This window comes from Neobacillus sp. SuZ13, assembly GCF_030123365.1.
Classification (GTDB): domain Bacteria; phylum Bacillota; class Bacilli; order Bacillales; family Cytobacillaceae; genus Neobacillus.
Genome location: NZ_CP126107.1, coordinates 518933 through 539133, shown reverse-complemented (window position 1 = coordinate 539133; position 20201 = coordinate 518933). Strand labels below are relative to the sequence as shown.

The following is a 20201-nucleotide window of genomic DNA, read 5'->3' as shown; positions in this document are numbered from 1 at the left end:
CCAATCCCAAAGCATTGTTAAGCATATTATACGGAACTTACCAATTTTCGACAATCTCCAAAAAATGAAAATGGTTTAATTATAGAAACCTCATTTATACCAAAAGATAAACAGCCTTCATTGACTTTCAATGAAGGCTGTTTATCTTTGTTTATTTAAAAATTATTTGGTAAGTCGTTCAAAGTCAACTTTAGGTGCTAATCCCTCGTTCACCTTTTCAACAATGATATCGTGGTCTACCGTAAACGTAGCTGTTCCTTTAATATCTTCTGAGGATGCTCCAACTTTTACGGTATAGGTGCCTTTTTCAAGAACCCATGCATTTTTCTCTTCATCGAAGGAGGCAAGGTCTTTGGCATTAAGTTCGAATTGAAGCAACTGACGTTGATTTTGCTTAAGTTCCTTTGTTTTTCCAAAGGCCTTTAGCTCAACAGCAGGTTTTTCAAGCTTTCCATCCGGAGCGGAAACATAGACTTGAACGACCTCTCTGCCTGGTAGTTTACCTGTATTTTCTACCATAGCTGATACCTTTAGCGTATCTTTAAACTTCTTGCCCTCGCTAATATTTACATGACTAATATCGAAGTCAGTATAGGACAATCCATAACCAAATTCATAGGCAGGCTTCACATTAAACGTCGTATTGTAGCGGTAGCCGACATAAATGTCTTCGTTATAGATTACCTGTGTTGGGTTCTCTGCAGGTGTACCAGGGAAGCTTTTGGCCGATGCAACATCGCTATACTTGACTGGGAAGGTAGTTGGCAGTTTTCCGGAAGGATTGACCTTACCTGAAATCACATCGGCAACTGCATTACCTGCTTCTTGACCAGGCTGCCATGCTAGTAAGATAGAATCTACCTTATCCCGCCAGCTGGCTACCTCAATCGGTCCGCCAATATTTAAAATAACCGCTACTTTTTTTCCTTGCTTATGGTATTCTGCCGATACTTTCGAAATCATGTCATTTTCCGCATCGCTTAATTGGTAATCCCCTTTTACATCCTTACGGTCTGCACCTTCACCAGAATTTCGGCCAATGACAATGACACCAATATCGGATTTTGTAGCGGCATCTCCAATTTCGGAATCTGCTAGAGGCTTCTCAGGAATAGCGGGGATTGACTTACCAAAATCTTCTCCCCATGGACTTGGTTTAATTTTATATTGGTCTTGGGAGCGCAGATTTTCGATATATGTTTTATAATTATCTAATTCAGTTTGATTTAACTGGTATCCAACACTCTTTAAGCCATCTACAATCGAAGTGGTGTAAGCCGCATTCACATCTCCACTTCCTGTTCCACCTTTAACGGTTTCGATTTGAGTATTACCAAATAGCGCGATCTTTTGATCCTTGCTGATTGGTAATGGCATCTTGTCATTCTTTAAAAGAACCATTCCTTCAGCGGCAGCTTTGCGAGCTGTTTGTGCGTGCGCAGCTAAATCAGGCTTGTCTGTGTTTTGGTACTTTTTAAACTCAGGTGTTTGGATAAGGATATTCAGAATGTTCTTGATATTTCGGTCTAGTACCTTTTCGTCTAAACTTCCATTTTCAACAGCCGTTTTAATTAAAGTTGAATGGTTTGCCGCACCCGGCATAATCATGTCATTTTGTGCTTTCATTTGTTCAACAGGATCATTCCCGCCAAACCAGTCAGTCATTACAAAGCCCTTATAGCCCCAGTCCTTACGTAAAACAGTTGTTAAAAGGTCTGCACTTTGGGATGCGTATGTTCCGTTTATTTTGTTATAGGAACTCATAACTGACCATGGATTGGATTCCTTGACAGCGATTTCAAAACCTTTTAAATAAATTTCTCGTAATGCCCGCTCTGAAACTACCGTATCAACGCTCATTCTATTCGTTTCTTGGTTATTGGCTGCGAAGTGCTTGATCGTTGCCCCAACACCGTTGGATTGAACCCCATTTACCATCGCCGCAGCCATTTTTCCTGCAATTAATGGATCCTCTGAATAGTATTCGAAGTTACGGCCATTTAATGGATTCCGATGGATATTCAGTGCAGGTGCTAATAACATATCAACACCATATTCTTTTACTTCATTTCCCTGAGCTTTACCAATGGCTTCTACTGTTGCTGTATCCCAAGTGGATGCCAGCGATGTTGCGATTGGAAATGCTGTTGCATAATAGGTTTGGGTTTCCCCTGATCTTGTCGGTCTGATTCTAAGACCTGCCGGACCATCGGCAAAACGCAGTTCAGGGATTCCTAACCGAGGAATTCCATATGTACCGCCTACTGCCCCAACTACATCATCAAACGCAGGCCTTCCAAATCCTGGCATTCCTACCCCGACAACAAATTTAGACTTTTCATCAAGGGTCATAGCTTGAATCACTCTATCAATCGATGCCGCGTCTGTTAAGTTTGGCGTTGAGGTTTGTTCAGTAGAAGTTTGAGCTTGCTTTACGGATGTTGGATTTTGACTTTGAGCGGATGCAATGTCATAGGTGAGTCCTGAAAGAAGTAATGAAGATGTAAGAGTAAAGGCTAGTAATTTTGACTTTTTCTGTTTCCTAAGTTTTTTTAACATATAATGCTAATTCCTCCTCAAAATAGTTTTAACTTTTTAAATAAAATTAAAACGCTTACATTTGCTAGTTTAACTTAAATAAACTTTCTGACTATTGATAATTTTCTGGATTATATTGCGATTATCTTCACTATTTTGTTTTAGCAAAAAAAGGCTTTGGAACGGCCCTCTTTCGCGTTTTATGTGCCTATATCTATAGTCCTGTCGGAAAATGTCTAACAAATATGTAGAATTACCCTTGATTTTCAATAAATTTATTGAATATTCAGTCTATGACAAATTAATCTAGTAAATCACAATTTAATGCTATCTCTTCTAACTTATCGAATGATATTTTACATGTTAACTTCTCAAATGAAAGGGTTTTCATATATTAAAGGAGTGGTTAGGTATGAAGAGTTATTACAAAGTTCTAAGTTCATCCATGTTTAGTTTAATACTATTGTCATCAGGTATTTCAGGCGTGCAAGCAGCGGAACAGACACAATCGCAAGTTAATGGCTCAGTTGTTGCCATAGACAATAGTGGTGTACAAACTGGTGCTGCACAGGAACAAACACCGATATTAGTTGACCAAGCTTCCATTCCGGCAGTTATTCAGGCGATGACGCTAGACGAAAAGGTCGATTTGATTGGAGGAGCTGGAGCGTCAGTAACAGGTGCAGCCGGCGGAACGTTTGCTATCCCAAGGCTTGGTATTCCAAAGCTTACTTTTGCTGATGGTCCAGCGGGGCTCCGGTTTGGATCCACAGCAAATAAGTCGACAACCGGTTTCCCTATTCCCTCCGCGTTATCTGCAAGTTTTAATAAGGAGTTAATGTACCAGGTTTCTAGTGCGATGGGAAAAGAAACTCTTGATTATGGTGTGGATGTTATTTTAGGACCCGCACTAAATATTCATAGAGATCCTAGAGGCGGAAGAAACTTCGAATACTACTCAGAAGATCCACTCTTAAGCGGTGAAATGGCAGCTGAGTTTACAAAAGGAGTTCAGGACCAGGGTGTTGGCGTAAGTATGAAGCACTATGCAGCAAATAATCAGGAAACCAATAGACAATCAGTCAATGAGGTTATTTCTGAACGCGCCCTAAGAGAAATTTATTTAGCTGGTTTTGAGCGGGTAGTAAAAGAAGCGAACCCATGGACAGTGATGAGTTCCTATAATTCTATTAATGGACCATTCTCTGCTCATAACTCTTGGTTGTTAAATGATGTATTAAGAAGTGATTGGGGCTTTAACGGCATGGTTATGACTGACTGGGGCGGCTCTAAACAAAATGGTATAGCGATGTTAAATGGAGGAAATGACTTGTCGATGCCAAGCTTGAATGCTGTTGGTAAAGCGGCGGTAAAAGCAGCCATCTTAGACGGTACACTTCAAGAGGAGAAACTTGATACGGCCATCGAGAATATTCTTAATTTAGTCGTTAAGTCACCTACATTCAAAAAATTAAGCACCGTTGATGATGCGAAACAAAGTGTAAGCGCTGACCTTGCAGCAACTAATGCAAAGCTTTCAAGAGAAGCTGCGCCGGAAGGAATGGTTTTATTAAAAAATGAAAACAAAGCGCTTCCGTTTAGTGGTACGGTGAAGAAAGTCGGTATTGTTGGCAACTCCTACACCATGCCAAGCTGTGGATTTGGCACCCCTGCTTCTGCTTGTACAACAGATAATGCCGCTTCAAAAATGTTCTTAATGGGAACAGGAAGTGCCTATGTTACTCCAACCCATACAGTTCAACTTCCGGAAGGACTGAAAAATGGAGGCTATATACCTGTTAACACAAACGCCAGCGGAGCTGAAATCAATGAAAATCTTACCGCTAAAGATGCCGCATATATGGCACAGAATTCAGATATTGGTGTGATTGTGATTGCTAGAGGATCTGGAGAAGGGGCAGATGGAAATTCAACAACGTTTGAACCTTCTGAAAAAGAATCAGAACTAATCAAAAAAGTTTCTGATGCCTATCACGCCGTTAATAAAAAGGTAGTAGTAGTCTTAAACGTAGGTGCTCCGTTTAACACTGTAAGCTGGAGAGATTCTGTAGACTCCATTTTATTATCTTGGCAGCCAGGAATGGAAGCTGGAAATGCCCTTACAGATGTTCTTTCTGGCAAAGCGAATCCATCAGGTAAACTTCCGGCAACCTTCCCAGTTAAATTAGTGGATTCGCCAAGTTATGCAAACTTCCCAAGCTCTGATGGCAATCCGAACTTAGTAAATTATAAGGAAGATATTTATGTAGGATACCGCTACTATTCTACCTTTAATGTCAAACCAGCTTACGAGTTTGGTTATGGACTCTCCTATACAACGTTTGATTATAGCGATTTTAAATTAAATAAAGACAACTTATCTAATAAAATCAAAGTCCAGTTTAAAGTGACAAACTCCGGTTCATTGGCTGGAAAAGAGGCACCACAACTATATGTAAGTGCACCTGACGGCAAGTTAGAAAAACCAGCGATTGAACTGAAAGCATTCGGAAAAACCCGTGAACTGAAGCCAGGTCAAAAAGAGACGTTTAACTTCTTTATTGATCCAAAGGATATTGCTTCATTTGATGAGTCTACTTCCTCTTGGATTGTTGAAAAAGGTACCTATCAATTCAAGATTGGAGCGTCATCTTCCGATATCAGAGGGACGCTGAATTTTAAAGTGGACAAAGATATCATTGCCGAAGTAGTAAATGACAATGGACCTGATGTGCAATTAGAAACTCTATCAAAATACAATCAGTAGAGTAATATGAACATCCTTAATAATATCATTGTGGAGGTAATGAAAGATGCTTAAAAAAATGAAAAAAAGGGCCATCTTGGCCACAATGGCTGCAGCCATGACTTTATCTCTTAATACAAACGTTTTTGCTAAGGAAATCAATACACAGCCAACATCCTATCAAACCGTGACAGAGATTGAAGATTGGGGAGCTGCAACCACGAAAGTAATTGTCAATGTTGGGAAGCCAATACCAAAAGACTCTGTTACAACAGATACCTTCAACGTCCATGTGGCCAGAAGCGATAAACGGTTAAAAACACCGTTCCTAGAGGAAGGGAACCGAACCATTACGAAAGCATACGTAGCAGATAAAGACGGCAATCCTGCTGTACAAACAGGGAAATATGTCGTCTTAGAAATGAAAATCGGCCCGGATGTATCCCTAGGTTCCCCGCTTAACTATGATTGGGCGACTACTGGTTTTAATGATTGGGTTGATATGAAATATACCATCACACAGCAAAAAGATATCGAAACAAGTGCAGGAACAATTTCAGGGTTAGTCGTTGATCAATTTGCAGGGGATACAAGAGAACTGGTAGATGATTTTTCAACGGGGAAAGGAACCTATGACAATGTTAGTTTAACCTATGCGGACTATTCCCCAGCAAAGGACAATCATAAAAACCCATTAATTATCTGGCTGCACGGCGCCGGTGAAGGCGGATCCGACCCAACCATTGCAATCTCTGCCAATAAAGCAGCCAACTTTGCTTCAAAGGATATTCAATCCTACTTTGACGGTGCCTATGTTTTGGCCCCTCAAACACCTACTTTTTGGATGGACGGTTATACCGGAAGAGGGGATGGAACCTCCAAATATGAAGATGCTTTAATGTCCTTGATTAAGGATTATGTAGCTAATCACAAAGACATTGATTCCAGTCGAATTTACATTGGCGGTGACTCTAACGGTGGGTATATGACCATGCTGATGGCGAGGGATTATACCAATTACTTTGCCGCTGCATTCCCAACATGTGAAGCATTAAAAGACACGTTAATATCAGATGCAGAAATTCAGAAAATGAAGGATCTCCCAATGTGGTTCATTGCCGCTAAAGCCGATCCAGTAGTTATCACTTCTCAATATGTTGAACCTACGTATAAACGCTTAGTCGATGCTGGTTCAAAAAATGTTCATTTATCATTATTTGATAAGGTAGTAGATACATCCGGTTTATATACCAAAGCAGACGGCACTCCATATGAATACAACGGACACTGGTCTTGGATTTATGTATATAATAACGCCCCAACAGACATGATCAACGGAAAAACAACGACCATCATGGAATGGTTAGCAGCCCAGTCGCTAAATAAGTAAATGGTGTCAGGCACCACAAAAAGACAACAGAGCGATTTGTCCACCATAGGTGGACAAATCGCTCTGTTTTAATTATTTTCTTAGGTTAGAAGCTGCTGTTCCTTATAACCAGTTCTGTTGCAATGAATATTTTCTTGGCTGTTTTTCTGCCTGCTATTCTCTCCAAAAGTGTGTCAACGGCAGTTTCACCCATGATTTCGGTATATACCTTAACTGTGCTTAAGGATGGGTAGACGTATTTAGAGATGCTGATATCATTGACACCTATGATGTTTACACGATCAGGAACGGAAATCCCTTCCTCCAACAACGCCCTTAATGCGCCAACCGCAAGTGAATCATTACCTGCAAAGAAAGCCGTCGGTAATTGATCCCCCTGTTCATGAATCGCCTTCTTCATCAAAGCATGACCATCATCAGCAGTAAAGTTACCTACATACATATATTCTTCATTGGGCAGTCCTTTTTCTGCTAAAAAGCGCTTGAATGTCACCTCTCTTGGGTCTTCAATCATAGAGGTTTTATCCTTAAACACTTCTCTGCCTCCGATATACCCGATCCTCTCATGACCCTTTTGAATAAAATGATCGAGCACTTTTTTTGTAGCTCGTTCAAAATCAATAACAATCGAATCAAACCGATCTTCATCTGGTGAGGTATCAACAAAGACAATATTTTTGGTAATCTTAATGAGATCATTCACTTGCTTCCTGCTAAATTTCCCAATCGCAATCAGCCCTTGAATATCGTCATCCTTCAGATCCTCATAGTTGCCTTGAAAATATTTATCCACCTGAATCCCATGCTGCCGGCATTGGTTTTCAACCCCCAGCCGGATGGACATGTAATATAAATCTTCCAGCTCTTCTTTTTCCGTATACCATTGTAAAAGAGCAATCTTACCCGATTCCTGCTTGCGAGCTGGTTTCTTTTTATATGATAGTTCCTCTGCCACTTCGAATATTCTTTTCTTCGTTTCATCACTGACAGAAAGAGTAGTGTCATAATTTAAAACACGGGATACCGTTGCAATCGATACCCCTGCTATTTGTGCAATATCTTTGATGGTAGCCATGAATCAGTCTCCTAATGTATTAGCAAAAAAACGATACACTGTTCTAGAATGATATTCTTCCTCTGGATTTAAAACGACAGAAGGAAACTCTGGATGGTGAATTGCATCAGGAAATCCTTGGGTTTCCAGGCAAACACCCAAATAATTCTCCGCTCTGACACCTGAAATTGAATAAGGGCCTTCTAGAAAATTCCCTGTATAAAGGACGACGCATGGCTGATCGGTCGTAACAAGGAGCGAGCGGCCGCTTTCTTCATCGCTTAGGATCATCGTATTTTCTCCCTCTTGTCTAAAAACAAGTGGGTGGTCGTAACCCTTCCCGACAAGCACGTTTTGAGGATAAGATGAATTCAGCCCAGAACTCAACCTTCTGCCATGTTTGAAATCAAAGGGAGTATTTTTAGAATCAATCAACTTACCAGTAGGAATAAGATCGTCTCTCAACTCTAAAAATCGATCACTATCTAATTTAAGAATGTGCTCCGAACAATCTCTTTTTATATTTCCGCTTAAGTTAAAATACGAGTGATTGGTTAAGTTGACTAACGTTTTTTGATCCGTTTCGCTTTTATAACTAATATCGATTTCATTTTTATTGTTTAGAATGTACGTAACAGTGGTGTCTAGATTACCTGGATAGCCTTCTTCTCCGTCTGGACTATGATAAAAAAACTTCAACCCGACAGCATTTTCTTCCTCAATGATTTCAGTTTTCCAAATCACAGAGTTAAAACCCTTCTTGCCTCCGTGCAGATGATTGGGGTAGTTATTGTCTGCAAGCTGATATTCTTTACCGTCCAATTCGAAACTTGCACCACCAATTCTTCCAGCTACCCGTCCACAAACTGCTCCGAAATACGGTGACCATTCTGTGTAATCTTCGAAGTTATCAAAACCAAGGACTACATTTTCAAAGTTTCCACGGCGGTCAGGGACGATGATTTTAGTAATTATACAACCAAAATTCAGACAAGAGACCTCCATGCCATAATCGTTGACTAAGGTATATTCTGTAACGGACTCTCCCTCGTAACTGCCGAATATTCTATCTAATATTTTCATCGATATCACTCCATATTTTTACAAAGAATTGATAAAACGCTGGAACCCAGCTTGCCCTGCTTCGTCCCGTTTGAACACTCCTGCATCTTCCAAGACTCTTGAGAATTTCCTTCCTACTTCTTCTCTTACCAGGCCTTCCACATTCGCATCATTGGCAACATCTTGATAGCGGGATTTTAACACCTCTGCCCAGTCTAAATGGTATTCGGCAATATCTGCCTCTTTACCGAGGATGTACTTCTCCACTTCTCCAAGTTCAGCCTTTAATCGTGCAGGTAAAACAGCCAGCCCCATTACTTCAATTAGGCCGATATTTTCCTTTTTAATATGATGTACATCGGCGTGAGGGTGGAAAATGCCCAGTGGATGCTCATCACTTGTTCGATTATTACGAAGCACCAAGTCCAGTTCAAACACATCCCCATTTTTCCGTGCAATCGGCGTCACTGTATTATGCGGCGTCTCTCCAGTTCTCGCCAAAATTTCAAGCGTCGCATCACTGTAATTTTTCCATTGCTCAAAAATATGTGAACCTGCTTCAACCAACTCACTGATTTGAGAAGAGCGAAGACGAATGACGGACATTGGCCATTTTACAACAGAACACTCAACATTTGGATGGCCAGCCATTTTAAATGTCCAGTCATCTCCTGCTTTCGCCATCGCAAATTGATAATTCCCGCCTTGATAATGATCATGGGTTAATATTGAACCGCCGACAATTGGCAGATCTGCATTAGAGCCGACAAAGTAATGAGGAAATTGATCAACAAAGCTCAATAACCGTAAGAAAGACGTGGCACTAACAACCATATCGGTATGTTTTTCTGACAGGACAATACAATGTTCATTGTAATATACATACGGTGAATATTGGAGATACCATGGCTGATTTAATAGATTGACACGAATCATTCGATGATTGGAGCGTGCAGGGTGTCCGACTCTGCCTTCGTAGCCTTCATTTTCAACACAAAGTAAGCATTTTGGATAATCCGTTTTTTGCACCGACCGCTCGAGCGCGATACTTCTTGGATCCTTTTCAGGTTTTGATAGATTAATGGTAATGTCCAGTTCACCATATTCTGTGGCGGTTTTATACTCAATATTGTTCCGAATCCGCTTCATTTGAATGTAATTGCTATTTTTACTTAACTCATAAAAATACTCGGTTGCCGCTTTTGGATCCTGTTTATATTTTTCATAAAACACATGATTGATCGTCGATGGACGTGCGATAAAACAGTTCATTATTTTACTAGAAAATATCTCTTTTTCATCAAATAATTCTTCAATTATCGCTTGACTGCAAGCATAGTCCACAATTAAATCGAGTAAATCAGGGATTTCAACGTGGCCGCCCTCCGCCTGATCTATTTCCTTAAACTCGGCTAGCTTGAGCAATGCCAGAATTTGATTGCGCGCATAGATTTCATCTTCCCGCTCAATAAGTTGAGTGGTAATCGCTTGATTAATTAATTGTTGTACTAATTGATAAATCATTTATGATCCCCTCTATTTCTGATACCCATTAGGGTGATGCTGATGCCAGTTCCAGGCATTGCTGATAATTTGATGAATCGATGTTCTCGTAGGATTCCATCCCAATACCTTTTTGGCTTTTTCCGAAGAAGCTATTAAGGTACTCGGGTCTCCCGACCTGCGTTCGCCGATTTTAACAGGGATATCAATACCTGTCACCTCTTTAGCCGTCTCAACAATTTCTTTTACCGAGAATCCTTGACTTGATCCTAAATTAAAAATATTACTTTCGCCGCCATTTTGCAGATAGCGAAGGGCTAATATATGGGCATCAATTAAGTCCTCAACATGAATATAATCCCGGACACAAGTTCCATCTGCTGTATCATAATCCTCCCCAAATATCGTCACCGCTGGTCTTTTCCCTATTGCTGCTTCGAGGACAACTGGAATCAGATGGGTTTCAGGATTATGGTCCTCACCAATTTGTCCGTCACTTCTTGCCGATGCCACGTTAAAATAGCGAAGTGATACAAAGTTAAGATCAAATGCCTTTTCACACCAAGACATCATTTTTTCCATTGCCAGCTTGGTTTCGCCATACGTATTTGTAGGAATGGCTGCGGCCTCTTCTGTAATCGGCACAACTTTTTGCTCTCCATAAACAGCTGCTGTTGAAGAAAAAACGATATACTTGACGCCAAATTCTTTCATCATTTCAAGGACAACTTGTGTTCCATATACGTTGTTATCAAAGTATTTTAATGGTTCTACCATTGATTCTCCAACCAAGGAATTGGCAGCAAAATGCATAATCGCTTCAATACTTTCTTTTTCAAAAACAGAACGCATAAACTCGCGGCTGCGGATATCTCCCTTATACAAGTTAGCCTTTGGATGAACCGATTCCTCATGGCCAGTTTGTAAATTATCAATGACAACGACTGAATATCCCTGATCAATCAACTGGTATACAGCGTGTGAACCGACATAGCCTGCACCACCTAATACAAGAATGCTCATTTAAATCGTTTCCTCCAATCGAATCTCTTTTGCCCCATCACCAATGCTCGCTGCATAAAATTCAGCCTCGTAACCAATCTTGTCAAGATAATCTGCTCCAACGTTCTCAATAAAGTTATCAACTTCTTCATTTCTAACAATCGCAATCGCACAGCCGCCAAATCCTGCACCGGTCATTCTTGCACCAAGAACGCCTGGCTGTTTCCATGCAGCCTCTACTAAACTGTCCAGCTCAATTCCAGTAACTTCATAATCATCACGTAAGGAAATGTGTGATTGATTAATGAGTTGTCCAAATGCTTCTAGATTACCTAATTTAAGTTCTTCGAGTGCTTTAATTGTTCTCATGTTTTCGTAGACTGCGTGTTTTGCCCGTTTACGAACTGTTTCATTAGTAATGAGATACCGATTCTCATCGAACTCCGCTTCCGTTAACTGGCCAAGTGCTTCGATCGGCAGTTTTTGCTGAAGTTGAGCCAATGCCTCTTCGCATTCTCCTCGTCTTTCATTGTACTTGGAATCAGCTAATTCCCTGCGCTTGTTCGTATTCATGATTAATATTTTGTAGTCTTCCAGGTGAATCGGTGCGTACTCATATTTCAACGTTTGGCAATCTAATAAGATACCTGCATCTTTCTTTCCCATGCCAATCGCAAACTGATCCATAATACCGCTGTTTACTCCTATGAATTCATTCTCTACCCGCTTGCCAATCTTGATGAGATCAAGTTGCGGAATTTCAAAATTAAATAGGCCATTTATAAGCACTCCGGTTAAAAGTTCAATGGATGCTGACGAAGAAAGTCCTGCACCATTGGGTATATTACCTTCAATTACACAATCAAATCCTGAGGGAATTTCATATCCCGCCTCAAGAATAAAACGGACCATGCCTTTTGGATAATTGGCCCAATTATGTTCCTTCTCATAGTCTAGTTCGCTTAAGTTAAATTCGATGATTCCTTTTTCGGGAAAGTTGGTGGAGTAGAGGCGAATCACTTTGTCTTCCCGCGCCCTTGCTACAGCATAAGTACCATAGGTAATTGCACATGGAAAAACGTGCCCGCCATTGTAATCTGTATGCTCACCAATTAAATTAATCCTTCCAGGAGCAAAAAAGGCTTGCTTGGGTAATACTTGAAACATATCTAAAAATACTTTATTAAGTGTGATTGCGTTCATTTTAAATTCCTCCAGAAGTCTTGTGTCTTGTTCGTTAACTTTTTATTTTCAACATAATTTTACTACCCCTAGTAAAAACCTTCAAGTATTTTACTAAAATTTTACTTAAAAACACAATAAAATCTTGAATATAATTTTGTACTAGGTATTTTTAACTTAGTATTTGTGTTAAAATTGATAGTAATAAATAAACTAAATAATACCTTTTTAAACAAATTCTTAATGGTACTAATGATAAAAAAGGCGTGATGTCATTTGAGTTTCGACCCCAAAACTGGAAGTTTCGAAAAAATGAAGTTACTTAATCAATCAACCGTTTTAAACATGATTCGATTAAAAGAACCGATTTCAAGAGCAGAAATTGCCAAATTAACAAAATTAACCCCGCCAACCATAAGTTCATTGGTTGCTGAATTGATTGAGAAGAATCTTATTGTAGAGGAACAATCAACCAGCGCAACTTCAGGCGGTAGAAAGCCAATTCTCCTCCGTATTAATTACTCCGCTTATTATATAATCGGAGTCTATGCCGCAGCAGAGGTTATTCGCGTTATTTTAACCACAATGGACGGAAAGATTGTAACCGATTTCAGTAAAGATATTACTGAACTGCCAACTAAAACCGAATTTATGAGCATGATGATAGAGTGCATTCATTATGTGCTTCAAACTGCACATATAGAACGGGAGTTAATCCTTGGTATCGGTATTGCCATGCATGGACTTGTTGACTCTGAGCAAGGCTTGGCCATCTTTTCTCCACACTTACATTTGGAAAATATACCTCTGAAAGAAAGAATAGAGAAAGAATTCAATATCCCTGTTATTGTCGAAAATGATGTACGAGCATTAGCTATTGCTGAGAGCTGGTTTGGGCAAGGTAAAGGAGTCTCCGACTTTATCTGTCTTAGTGTGGGACGAGGGATTGGTTCTGGAATCTTTATAAATAGTGAGATTTATAAAAGCACTTTTTATACAGCTGGAGAAGTCGGGCATACCATTTTAGATGTGAATGGTCCCCTATGCGAGTGTGGTAATAATGGATGTTTAGAGGCCTATGCATCTGAAGTTGCTATCTTAAATAAAGCTAAGGAAGAACTTAAAAATCATCAAGATACAATTCTCACAGAATGGTTGAAAGATAACAGTACTGAGCTCTCCTTAAACATGGTCTATAAAGCTGCTAAGAAAGGGGATCCATTTGCTATATCGCTATTAGAAAAGGCCGGTCAATCCCTTGGACTAGCCGCAGCTAATATGATTAATATTTTAAAGCCTTCGAAAATAATAGTAGAAGGGGGTATTTTCGAAGTAGGAGATTTTGTTTTGTCCCAACTAAAAAAAAGGATAGAGAAATATACTTTTAAAAGCTCTCATGAAGAAATTAAAGTGGTTTGTTCAGAATTAGGGAAAACCGGTATGGTATTAGGAGCTGTGACATTAGTTTTAAAGAAACTATTTAAAGCATAAGGATAATAAAAAGAGTTGGATCATAGGATTCAACTCTTTTTTTGTTCAATTTGTAAAAGTGTATTTAGTAACGGAATAGTATACCTGACCCTTTTCTAAAATGGCAGTTGGGAAATGTGGATGATTGAGCGAATCTGGAAGACCCTGTGTTTCTAAACATAAACCAAGGTACTTTCTTGAGGTAATACCTCGAATTGAAAAATCGTCTGCTAGCTGATTACCAGTGTAAAGAACGACAGCAGGCTGATTCGTTTCGATCATTAATCCTCTTCCACTCTCTTCCTCATACAGATAGATTTCTTTATTTTGATTATCCTCTAGTAGAAAAGGATGGTCATACCCATTTCCTGCAAGTATATTCTGCGCGTCATTTGTAGCAGTTCCATCGATAATCTTCCGTCCCAATCGAAAGTCAAAAGATGTATTATCTACAGATAGAACCTCCCCTGTCGGTATCAACTCCTCATTCAACTCAAGGAATTGCTTACTTTTTAGAGTTAACTTATGATTAAGAGCGTCTCTTTTTAAATTGCCGCTTAAATTAAAATAAGAATGATTGGTGACATTAACTACAGTTTTTTGATCAGAGACACCTTCATAAGATATTTGAAGCTCATTATTGTTATTTAAGGTATAGGTTATTTTCATCTTTAAATTTCCAGGATACCCTTCTTCCCCATCCTTGCTTGAATAAGTGAATACAAGAGCCATTGAATCTTTATCTTCAATTACCTCTGTATCCCAAATCACCTTGTCGAAGCCTTTTATCCCGCCGTGCAAATGATTATCGTAGTTATTCTTTGCGAGATGATACGTGATACCATCTAATGTAAATTCAGCATTAGCTATTCTGCCCGCATGCCTGCCGACCACAGCGCCGAAATATGGAGAATGCTGCTGATATTCATCGATTGTATCAAATCCCAAAACCACATTTTCAAGTACCCCGTTTCGATCAGGAACGAGGATCTTGGTAATCGTGCAGCCATAATCGATGGTGCTTACTTCCATACCCTGATCATTAATCATCGTAAAAATAGTTATTGTCTGTCCATCAAGTTCTGCAAATTTTTCCTGTAACAAATTCATGATTTAAACTCCCTTCGTTCCCGATGGTATAAAGAAAACTCGCCGACTGGCGAGCCTTCATGAAATAATTTTATAAAAGCAAGCAGAATAACCTAACTTAAGCTTTCACAATATTAGAATGCCACATATCATTTATTTCTCTTATTTTTGTTAACTCACATTTTGGTTCTCTGTTATAAGATAATAATCCGTTGATTTCCTGCTCTACATCTGTTAACTGTGTATAACAATAGCCATGTAGACTCTTAGAAGCATAGACCGCTTCCATTACTCTGCGATAATCTGCAATAAACTCCTGTTCATCCTTCACAGATGTATAGCCCCAGCCACTGTCTTCACCAACTTTGAAGCCAATTCCTCCGAATTCTGTTAATAAGATTGGTTCACCTTTATGTTCAAATCCATCCGCATAAATTCCACGGCCAGCTGGTTTTGAGTTTAATAGATTTTCTTTTGTGAGCAAGGACTCTTTAAAATCCTCATATTTTATCTTTTCATCGTTTGATCCATGATTGTAATTGTGAATCGCACAAATATCCGTTTCTGTAAGCTCCCATCCATCATTAGAGATGACTAAACGTGTTGGATCAAGAGAATGAATAAGGTGGTACATCGCTAAAGAATGGTGCTGCTGCTGTTTGTTAGCTTTAATAAAAGGCACTCCCCAGCTTTCGTTGACAGGTACCCATGCGACGATAGATGGATGATTGTAATCCCGTTCAATGATTTCAATCCATTCTTTGGTTAATCGAGATGCAGCGTCCTCGCTATAGGACGGAAAGGCTGCACATTCTCCCCAAACCAGAAATCCTAATTTATCTGCCCAATAAAGGAAACGAGGATCCTCGACTTTTTGATGCTTTCTGCAGCCATTAAAGCCCATTTCTAAAGCTAATTCAATATCCTTTTTCAAATCGTCATCCGTTGGAGCGGTTAATAATCCTTCTGGCCAATAGCCTTGATCAAGAACTAATTTTTGATAATAGGGCTTATTATTTAAATAAACCATTTCATTTTCAATATGGATCTTTCTCATACCGAAATAGGATTCCACTTCGTCTAAAATCACCTGATTATCTTCATCTTTTAACGTGAATTTAATATCAAATAAATTTGGATTCTCCGGTGACCAATTCCAGCCGATATGGTGAAAAGAAGTTCTGAAAATTTGGCGATTATATAAATTAATTGAACGTTTATTATACGGTTCAAAAACCTCAATCGTATCCTTTGCTACCTTTTCACCCTGAAAACTAATTTCGATGTCTGCTTTTTTGTTAATAAATTCACCTGAGACCTCAAACTCTACAATTATATCTCCACGGTCAATGTCGGGTGTTAATCTTAATTTTGAAACATGTGTAGGACTAACCGGTTCAAGCCATACGGTTTGCCATATCCCCGTCGTTCTCGTGTACCAGATCGAATCCGATTGTTCAATCCAGAATTGCTTTCCTCTGGGAATCGTCTCATCGGTAGATGGATCTTCGACTCTTACAACAACCTTTTCATTGCCCCAAGTTAAATGATCCGTAATGTCGAGAGAGAAAGAAACGTTGCCGCCTTCATGAAAACAAGCATACTCCCCATTGACATAAACCCATGCACGGTAATCCACTGCCCCAAAATGTAAGAGAACCCGCTGATTATTCCAGCCTTTAGGCACCGTGAATTCTCGGGAATACCATACATAATCATGGAATGATGGGTCATTAATACCGCTTAGTTTCGTCTGATAGGCAAAAGGAACATTAATTTTCCGATCAAAGGTTTCCCCATTTTGAAACCACTTTTCCTTTAACCCTACATTGTTATCATCAAAAGCAAAATCCCATTCGCCGTTTAAATTAACCCAATCTTGTCTGACCAATTGTGGTCTAGGATACTCATTACGGGGTACTGACATGTTGTTTCCCATCCTTCCTAAAAAAATAATCCTATTTAATTCCTGATTGATTCACGCCTTTTATAAAGGAACGTTGACCAATAATAAACAATAATACTGCCGGTATGGTTGCAATTGATGTTAAAGCCATTAACCTACCCGGTGAAGAAACGAAACTTCCTTGCTGCATGATGGCAATACCCGTTGTAATAGTTCTCATTTCTGGAGAATTTGTAGTTACAAGCGGCCATAAGAAGTCATTATATATACCCATAAATGTAAAAATAGCTAATGTCCAAATAACTGGTCGTGCCGATGGCAAAACGATTTTTACAAATACTTGCCATTTATTTGCACCGTCTAGGAATGCTGCTTCCTCCAGCTCTTTTGGAAAACCGCGAAAATATTGATAGAGAAGAAAGACACCAAAAGCATTTGCAGAATATGGAAGAATCAGTACTGCATAAGTATCTAATAGACCGAACTTATTAAACTCCATATATAGTGGTAAAAAGGTAATAACCCACGGAATCGTCATCGACCCAATAAAGATGCTAATTAGCAATTTTTTAAAAGGAACATCTAAACGGGCCAGACCATATGCAGCCAGTGTGTCTACAACAAGAACAATTAGTGTTCCAATAATCCCAACAAAAAGGGAATTGCCCATCCATTGTAAGACAGGTGTATCTGAATTTCCTGCTAAGCTATACTGATAATTTTCAAGAGTAAATACTTTCGGAATCCACTTTAGACCGGCAGTGAATGCTTCCTGATCCGTTTTAAAAGAAGTAGCCAGCATCCATAAAATTGGAACGATAAAAATCAAGCCAACAAGAATCGCAAGAATAACAATGGAAATTTTAAACGGTGTTTTTTGCACGCTGAACTACTCCTTTCGATTTGTGATTCGGAATTGCAATATTGAGATAACGATCATAATCAATGCCATAAGTAATGACATGGCGGCTGCATTCCCTAATTGCCGCTGTTTAAAAGCTTCATCGACGATATTCATTAATAGAACCTTTGTTGAAGTCCCTGGACCTCCCCGTGTCATTAAATATGGCTGCCCGTATATATTAAAAGAGGCAATTGTTGATGTAATGACGACAAATAGCATCGTAGGTTTAATACTAGGTAACGTGATATGCACAAATCGCTGCCAGCGGTTGGCGCCATCAAGAGAACCAGCTTCATATAGTTCTTCAGAAACATCATTTAGTGCATTGATAAAAATAACCATGTTAAAACCAATCGTCCACCATAAAGTGGCGATAGCGAGGGAAATCCATGCCCACGGCATGTCTGTTAACCATGGAATTAATGGCAGATTCATCTTTTGTAAATATTGATTAATTAACCCACTGTTTGTATCAAGGATCCATAACCAAATAATTGCTACGACCGAAACAGAAACAGAATAGGGAATAAAGTAAACCGTACGAAAAAAACCTTTGAATTTACCAGGCAGTGCATTCACTAACAATGCTAAACCTAATCCAACTACAACCAATAAAGGAACACTATATACAACGAATTGGAAGGTGTTTTTAAGACCCTCGAAAAACAGTTCATTAAGATATGAATTAGAGTCAAAGATTTTTGTATAATTCTTAAATCCTACAAATTCATGGACAGGATTTAATAAATCCCAGTTATGCAGACTTATCCAAGCTCCATAGCCAATAGGAATTAAAAGAAAAACAACAAATAACAGCAAGTAAGGGATTACAAAAAGACTTGAAGTCAATTGGGATTTCCAACTTGTATTTCTCATTTACCTTCCTCCTTTCGATTACCTACTAGTAGAAAAACAAGAGACGAACAGGTATTCAACCAACCGTCCGCCTCCTTTAATGATTACTTATTCATTACTTGTTCTGCCTTTTTATTCGCATCATCTAATGCTTTTTGAGGATCCTTCTTGCCTAGAAGAGCAAGGTTAATTTCAGCCCATAGCGGGTCAGACAATTGACCCCAGTTGGCAACGACAGGAGCAAACTTAGCATATTCAAATTCTGAAGCTACGATCGGCTGTTGCTTCATACTTTTAAACTCTTCACTTTGTTCATAAATTGCTTTTGAAGCTGGTGCTTGTCCTGATTTTGCCCACTCCATTGTGTTTCCAGCAACATACTTTAAGAAATCAGTAATACCATCTAATTTTTTTGAATCTGTAACAGTGGCAGGAATCACGAAATTATGTCCATTCGCATAGACCGCTTGTTGTTTAGTGCCTAATTGAGGTACTGGAGCAACTCCATAGTTAATACCGGCTTTATCCCATTGTTCCATCATCCATGGACCATTTAGGTGCATCGCGTTTTTACCTTGTAAGAATAATGTTACTTCACCATCTTGTTGTACATTTTCAGGAGAAACCTTTTCTTTTTGAATTAAGTCGCGATAGAACGTTAACGCTTCAACCGCTTCTGGGCTATTGTAGTTTGGCTTACCATCCTTCATTAATTCTCCGCCATTCTGGAATAACAGAGTTGGGAAAATGAACTGGTTTGGCCATAGAGTTGGTACAACAAAACCATATTGATTCTTACTAGAATCTGTTAGTTTTTTTGCAGCTGCTAGGAACTCCTCACGATTTGTCGGCGCCTTTTCTGGATCTAAACCGGCTGCTTTAAATAAATCTTTATTATAGTACATTACTAATGGATGAATATCTAAAGGAATGGTATAGTGCTTACCACCAATATCTCCAGCCTTCCAAGCAGTTTCAGCATAATCTTCCGCTTTAACACCTGCTTTTTCGACTGTATCAGTTAAATCTTTTAATAAATTCTTATCTGCATAATTTTTTAGCTGATCAGTATGCATGATTAATACATCTGGAGCATTTTTTTGACCCGAAAAGGCAAGGTCAACGGTTTTATAATAGTCAGATTGAGGGACAATTTGGAAATCCACTTGATACTTAGATTGTGATTTATTGTAATTTTCAACGATCGTTTTCATACGTGGACCATCCGCACCAGAGAAAGGTGCCCAATAAGTAATTTTTTCCCCTTTTCCGCCTTCTGAATTATCTTTGTCCTTCGCACTTGAACATCCTGCTAAAGATCCGAGCGCTAGAGCAGCAGTTAAAGCTATACCAAGCCATTTCTTTTTCTTAACCATTTTTATCCCCCTTATTTAGGTAAAAATTTTTGGTTACTTCTAGGATGAGGAAATATTTACAAATTATGTGTTCCTCATTAGTTAATTAAATTAATTTACTTTCTGGTATTATCATAATATTGTA

The 20201-nt window shown here is 39.1% G+C and carries 14 protein-coding genes; 3 read left to right on the top strand and 11 right to left on the bottom strand.

All coding sequences use genetic code 11. From position 1 onward, the window contains the following. Positions 1 to 162 precede the first annotated feature (162 nt). Positions 163 to 2559 (bottom strand): beta-glucosidase, encoded by a 2397-nt coding sequence (locus tag QNH17_RS02575; RefSeq protein WP_283877262.1) that lies wholly within the window; start codon positions 2557 to 2559, stop codon positions 163 to 165. Positions 2560 to 2950: 391 nt separating this feature from the next. Here QNH17_RS02575 and QNH17_RS02570 point away from each other — a divergent pair, with 391 nt between their 5' ends. Together QNH17_RS02570 and QNH17_RS02565 are read left to right on the top strand one after the other, a co-directional pair. Further along, positions 2951 to 5305, top strand: a complete 2355-nt coding sequence (locus QNH17_RS02570; protein ID WP_283877261.1) for a glycoside hydrolase family 3 C-terminal domain-containing protein — start codon at positions 2951 to 2953, stop codon at positions 5303 to 5305. Between the two features lie 85 nt (positions 5306 to 5390). After that, on the top strand, positions 5391 to 6674 hold the full coding sequence (locus tag QNH17_RS02565) for a prolyl oligopeptidase family serine peptidase (protein ID WP_481858607.1): 1284 nt from the start codon (positions 5391 to 5393) through the stop codon (positions 6672 to 6674). Positions 6675 to 6759: 85 nt separating this feature from the next. On the opposite strand, the gene QNH17_RS02560 is transcribed toward QNH17_RS02565, so the two are convergent. From QNH17_RS02560 to QNH17_RS02540, 5 genes are read right to left on the bottom strand one after another with little or no spacing between them, the layout of a single operon-like run. Then, the gene (locus QNH17_RS02560) at positions 6760 to 7749 is read right to left on the bottom strand and encodes a LacI family DNA-binding transcriptional regulator (RefSeq protein ID WP_283877259.1); all 990 of its coding nucleotides are present in this window, start codon (positions 7747 to 7749) and stop codon (positions 6760 to 6762) included. Positions 7750 to 7752: 3 nt separating this feature from the next. Continuing rightward, the gene (locus tag QNH17_RS02555) at positions 7753 to 8811 is read right to left on the bottom strand and encodes an aldose epimerase family protein (RefSeq protein ID WP_283877258.1); all 1059 of its coding nucleotides are present in this window, start codon (positions 8809 to 8811) and stop codon (positions 7753 to 7755) included. Between the two features lie 18 nt (positions 8812 to 8829). Continuing rightward, positions 8830 to 10314 (bottom strand): UDP-glucose--hexose-1-phosphate uridylyltransferase, encoded by a 1485-nt coding sequence (gene galT, locus QNH17_RS02550; RefSeq protein ID WP_283877257.1) that lies wholly within the window; start codon positions 10312 to 10314, stop codon positions 8830 to 8832. A gap of 12 nt (positions 10315 to 10326) precedes the next feature. Next, entirely contained in the window at positions 10327 to 11316 is a 990-nt protein-coding gene (gene galE / locus QNH17_RS02545) for a UDP-glucose 4-epimerase GalE (RefSeq protein WP_283877256.1), read from the bottom strand. Further along, positions 11317 to 12498 (bottom strand): galactokinase, encoded by a 1182-nt coding sequence (locus QNH17_RS02540; protein ID WP_283877255.1) that lies wholly within the window; start codon positions 12496 to 12498, stop codon positions 11317 to 11319. Positions 12499 to 12789: 291 nt separating this feature from the next. Here QNH17_RS02540 and QNH17_RS02535 point away from each other — a divergent pair, with 291 nt between their 5' ends. Continuing rightward, positions 12790 to 13968 (top strand): ROK family transcriptional regulator, encoded by a 1179-nt coding sequence (locus tag QNH17_RS02535; protein WP_283877254.1) that lies wholly within the window; start codon positions 12790 to 12792, stop codon positions 13966 to 13968. 45 nt (positions 13969 to 14013) lie between these two features. Here QNH17_RS02535 and QNH17_RS02530 read toward each other — a convergent pair whose 3' ends face one another. From QNH17_RS02530 to QNH17_RS02510, 5 genes are all read right to left on the bottom strand, one after another. Next, complete coding sequence (locus QNH17_RS02530) at positions 14014 to 15057, bottom strand: aldose epimerase family protein (protein ID WP_283877253.1); 1044 nt, start codon at positions 15055 to 15057, stop codon at positions 14014 to 14016. A gap of 97 nt (positions 15058 to 15154) precedes the next feature. After that, entirely contained in the window at positions 15155 to 16963 is a 1809-nt protein-coding gene (locus QNH17_RS02525) for a glycoside hydrolase family 2 protein (protein ID WP_283877252.1), read from the bottom strand. A gap of 31 nt (positions 16964 to 16994) precedes the next feature. Beyond that, positions 16995 to 17825, bottom strand: a complete 831-nt coding sequence (locus tag QNH17_RS02520) for a carbohydrate ABC transporter permease (RefSeq protein ID WP_283877251.1) — start codon at positions 17823 to 17825, stop codon at positions 16995 to 16997. 6 nt (positions 17826 to 17831) lie between these two features. Beyond that, complete coding sequence (locus QNH17_RS02515) at positions 17832 to 18722, bottom strand: carbohydrate ABC transporter permease (protein ID WP_144555350.1); 891 nt, start codon at positions 18720 to 18722, stop codon at positions 17832 to 17834. Between the two features lie 83 nt (positions 18723 to 18805). Then, positions 18806 to 20077 (bottom strand): ABC transporter substrate-binding protein, encoded by a 1272-nt coding sequence (locus tag QNH17_RS02510; RefSeq protein ID WP_283877250.1) that lies wholly within the window; start codon positions 20075 to 20077, stop codon positions 18806 to 18808. Between the last annotated feature and the right edge of the window lie 124 nt (positions 20078 to 20201).

What these genes read in the sequence shown, in the direction of transcription:
- QNH17_RS02575 (WP_283877262.1), bottom strand. Translation starts at nt 2,559, where the DNA reads ATGTTAAAAAAACTTAGGAAACAGAAAAAGTCAAAATTACTAGCCTTT.
- QNH17_RS02570 (WP_283877261.1), top strand. Translation starts at nt 2,951, where the DNA reads ATGAAGAGTTATTACAAAGTTCTAAGTTCATCCATGTTTAGTTTAATA.
- QNH17_RS02565 (WP_481858607.1), top strand. Translation starts at nt 5,391, where the DNA reads ATGGCTGCAGCCATGACTTTATCTCTTAATACAAACGTTTTTGCTAAG.
- QNH17_RS02560 (WP_283877259.1), bottom strand. Translation starts at nt 7,749, where the DNA reads ATGGCTACCATCAAAGATATTGCACAAATAGCAGGGGTATCGATTGCA.
- QNH17_RS02555 (WP_283877258.1), bottom strand. Translation starts at nt 8,811, where the DNA reads ATGAAAATATTAGATAGAATATTCGGCAGTTACGAGGGAGAGTCCGTT.
- galT (WP_283877257.1), bottom strand. Translation starts at nt 10,314, where the DNA reads ATGATTTATCAATTAGTACAACAATTAATTAATCAAGCGATTACCACT.
- galE (WP_283877256.1), bottom strand. Translation starts at nt 11,316, where the DNA reads ATGAGCATTCTTGTATTAGGTGGTGCAGGCTATGTCGGTTCACACGCT.
- QNH17_RS02540 (WP_283877255.1), bottom strand. Translation starts at nt 12,498, where the DNA reads ATGAACGCAATCACACTTAATAAAGTATTTTTAGATATGTTTCAAGTA.
- QNH17_RS02535 (WP_283877254.1), top strand. Translation starts at nt 12,790, where the DNA reads ATGAAGTTACTTAATCAATCAACCGTTTTAAACATGATTCGATTAAAA.
- QNH17_RS02530 (WP_283877253.1), bottom strand. Translation starts at nt 15,057, where the DNA reads ATGAATTTGTTACAGGAAAAATTTGCAGAACTTGATGGACAGACAATA.
- QNH17_RS02525 (WP_283877252.1), bottom strand. Translation starts at nt 16,963, where the DNA reads ATGTCAGTACCCCGTAATGAGTATCCTAGACCACAATTGGTCAGACAA.
- QNH17_RS02515 (WP_144555350.1), bottom strand. Translation starts at nt 18,722, where the DNA reads ATGAGAAATACAAGTTGGAAATCCCAATTGACTTCAAGTCTTTTTGTA.
- QNH17_RS02510 (WP_283877250.1), bottom strand. Translation starts at nt 20,077, where the DNA reads ATGGTTAAGAAAAAGAAATGGCTTGGTATAGCTTTAACTGCTGCTCTA.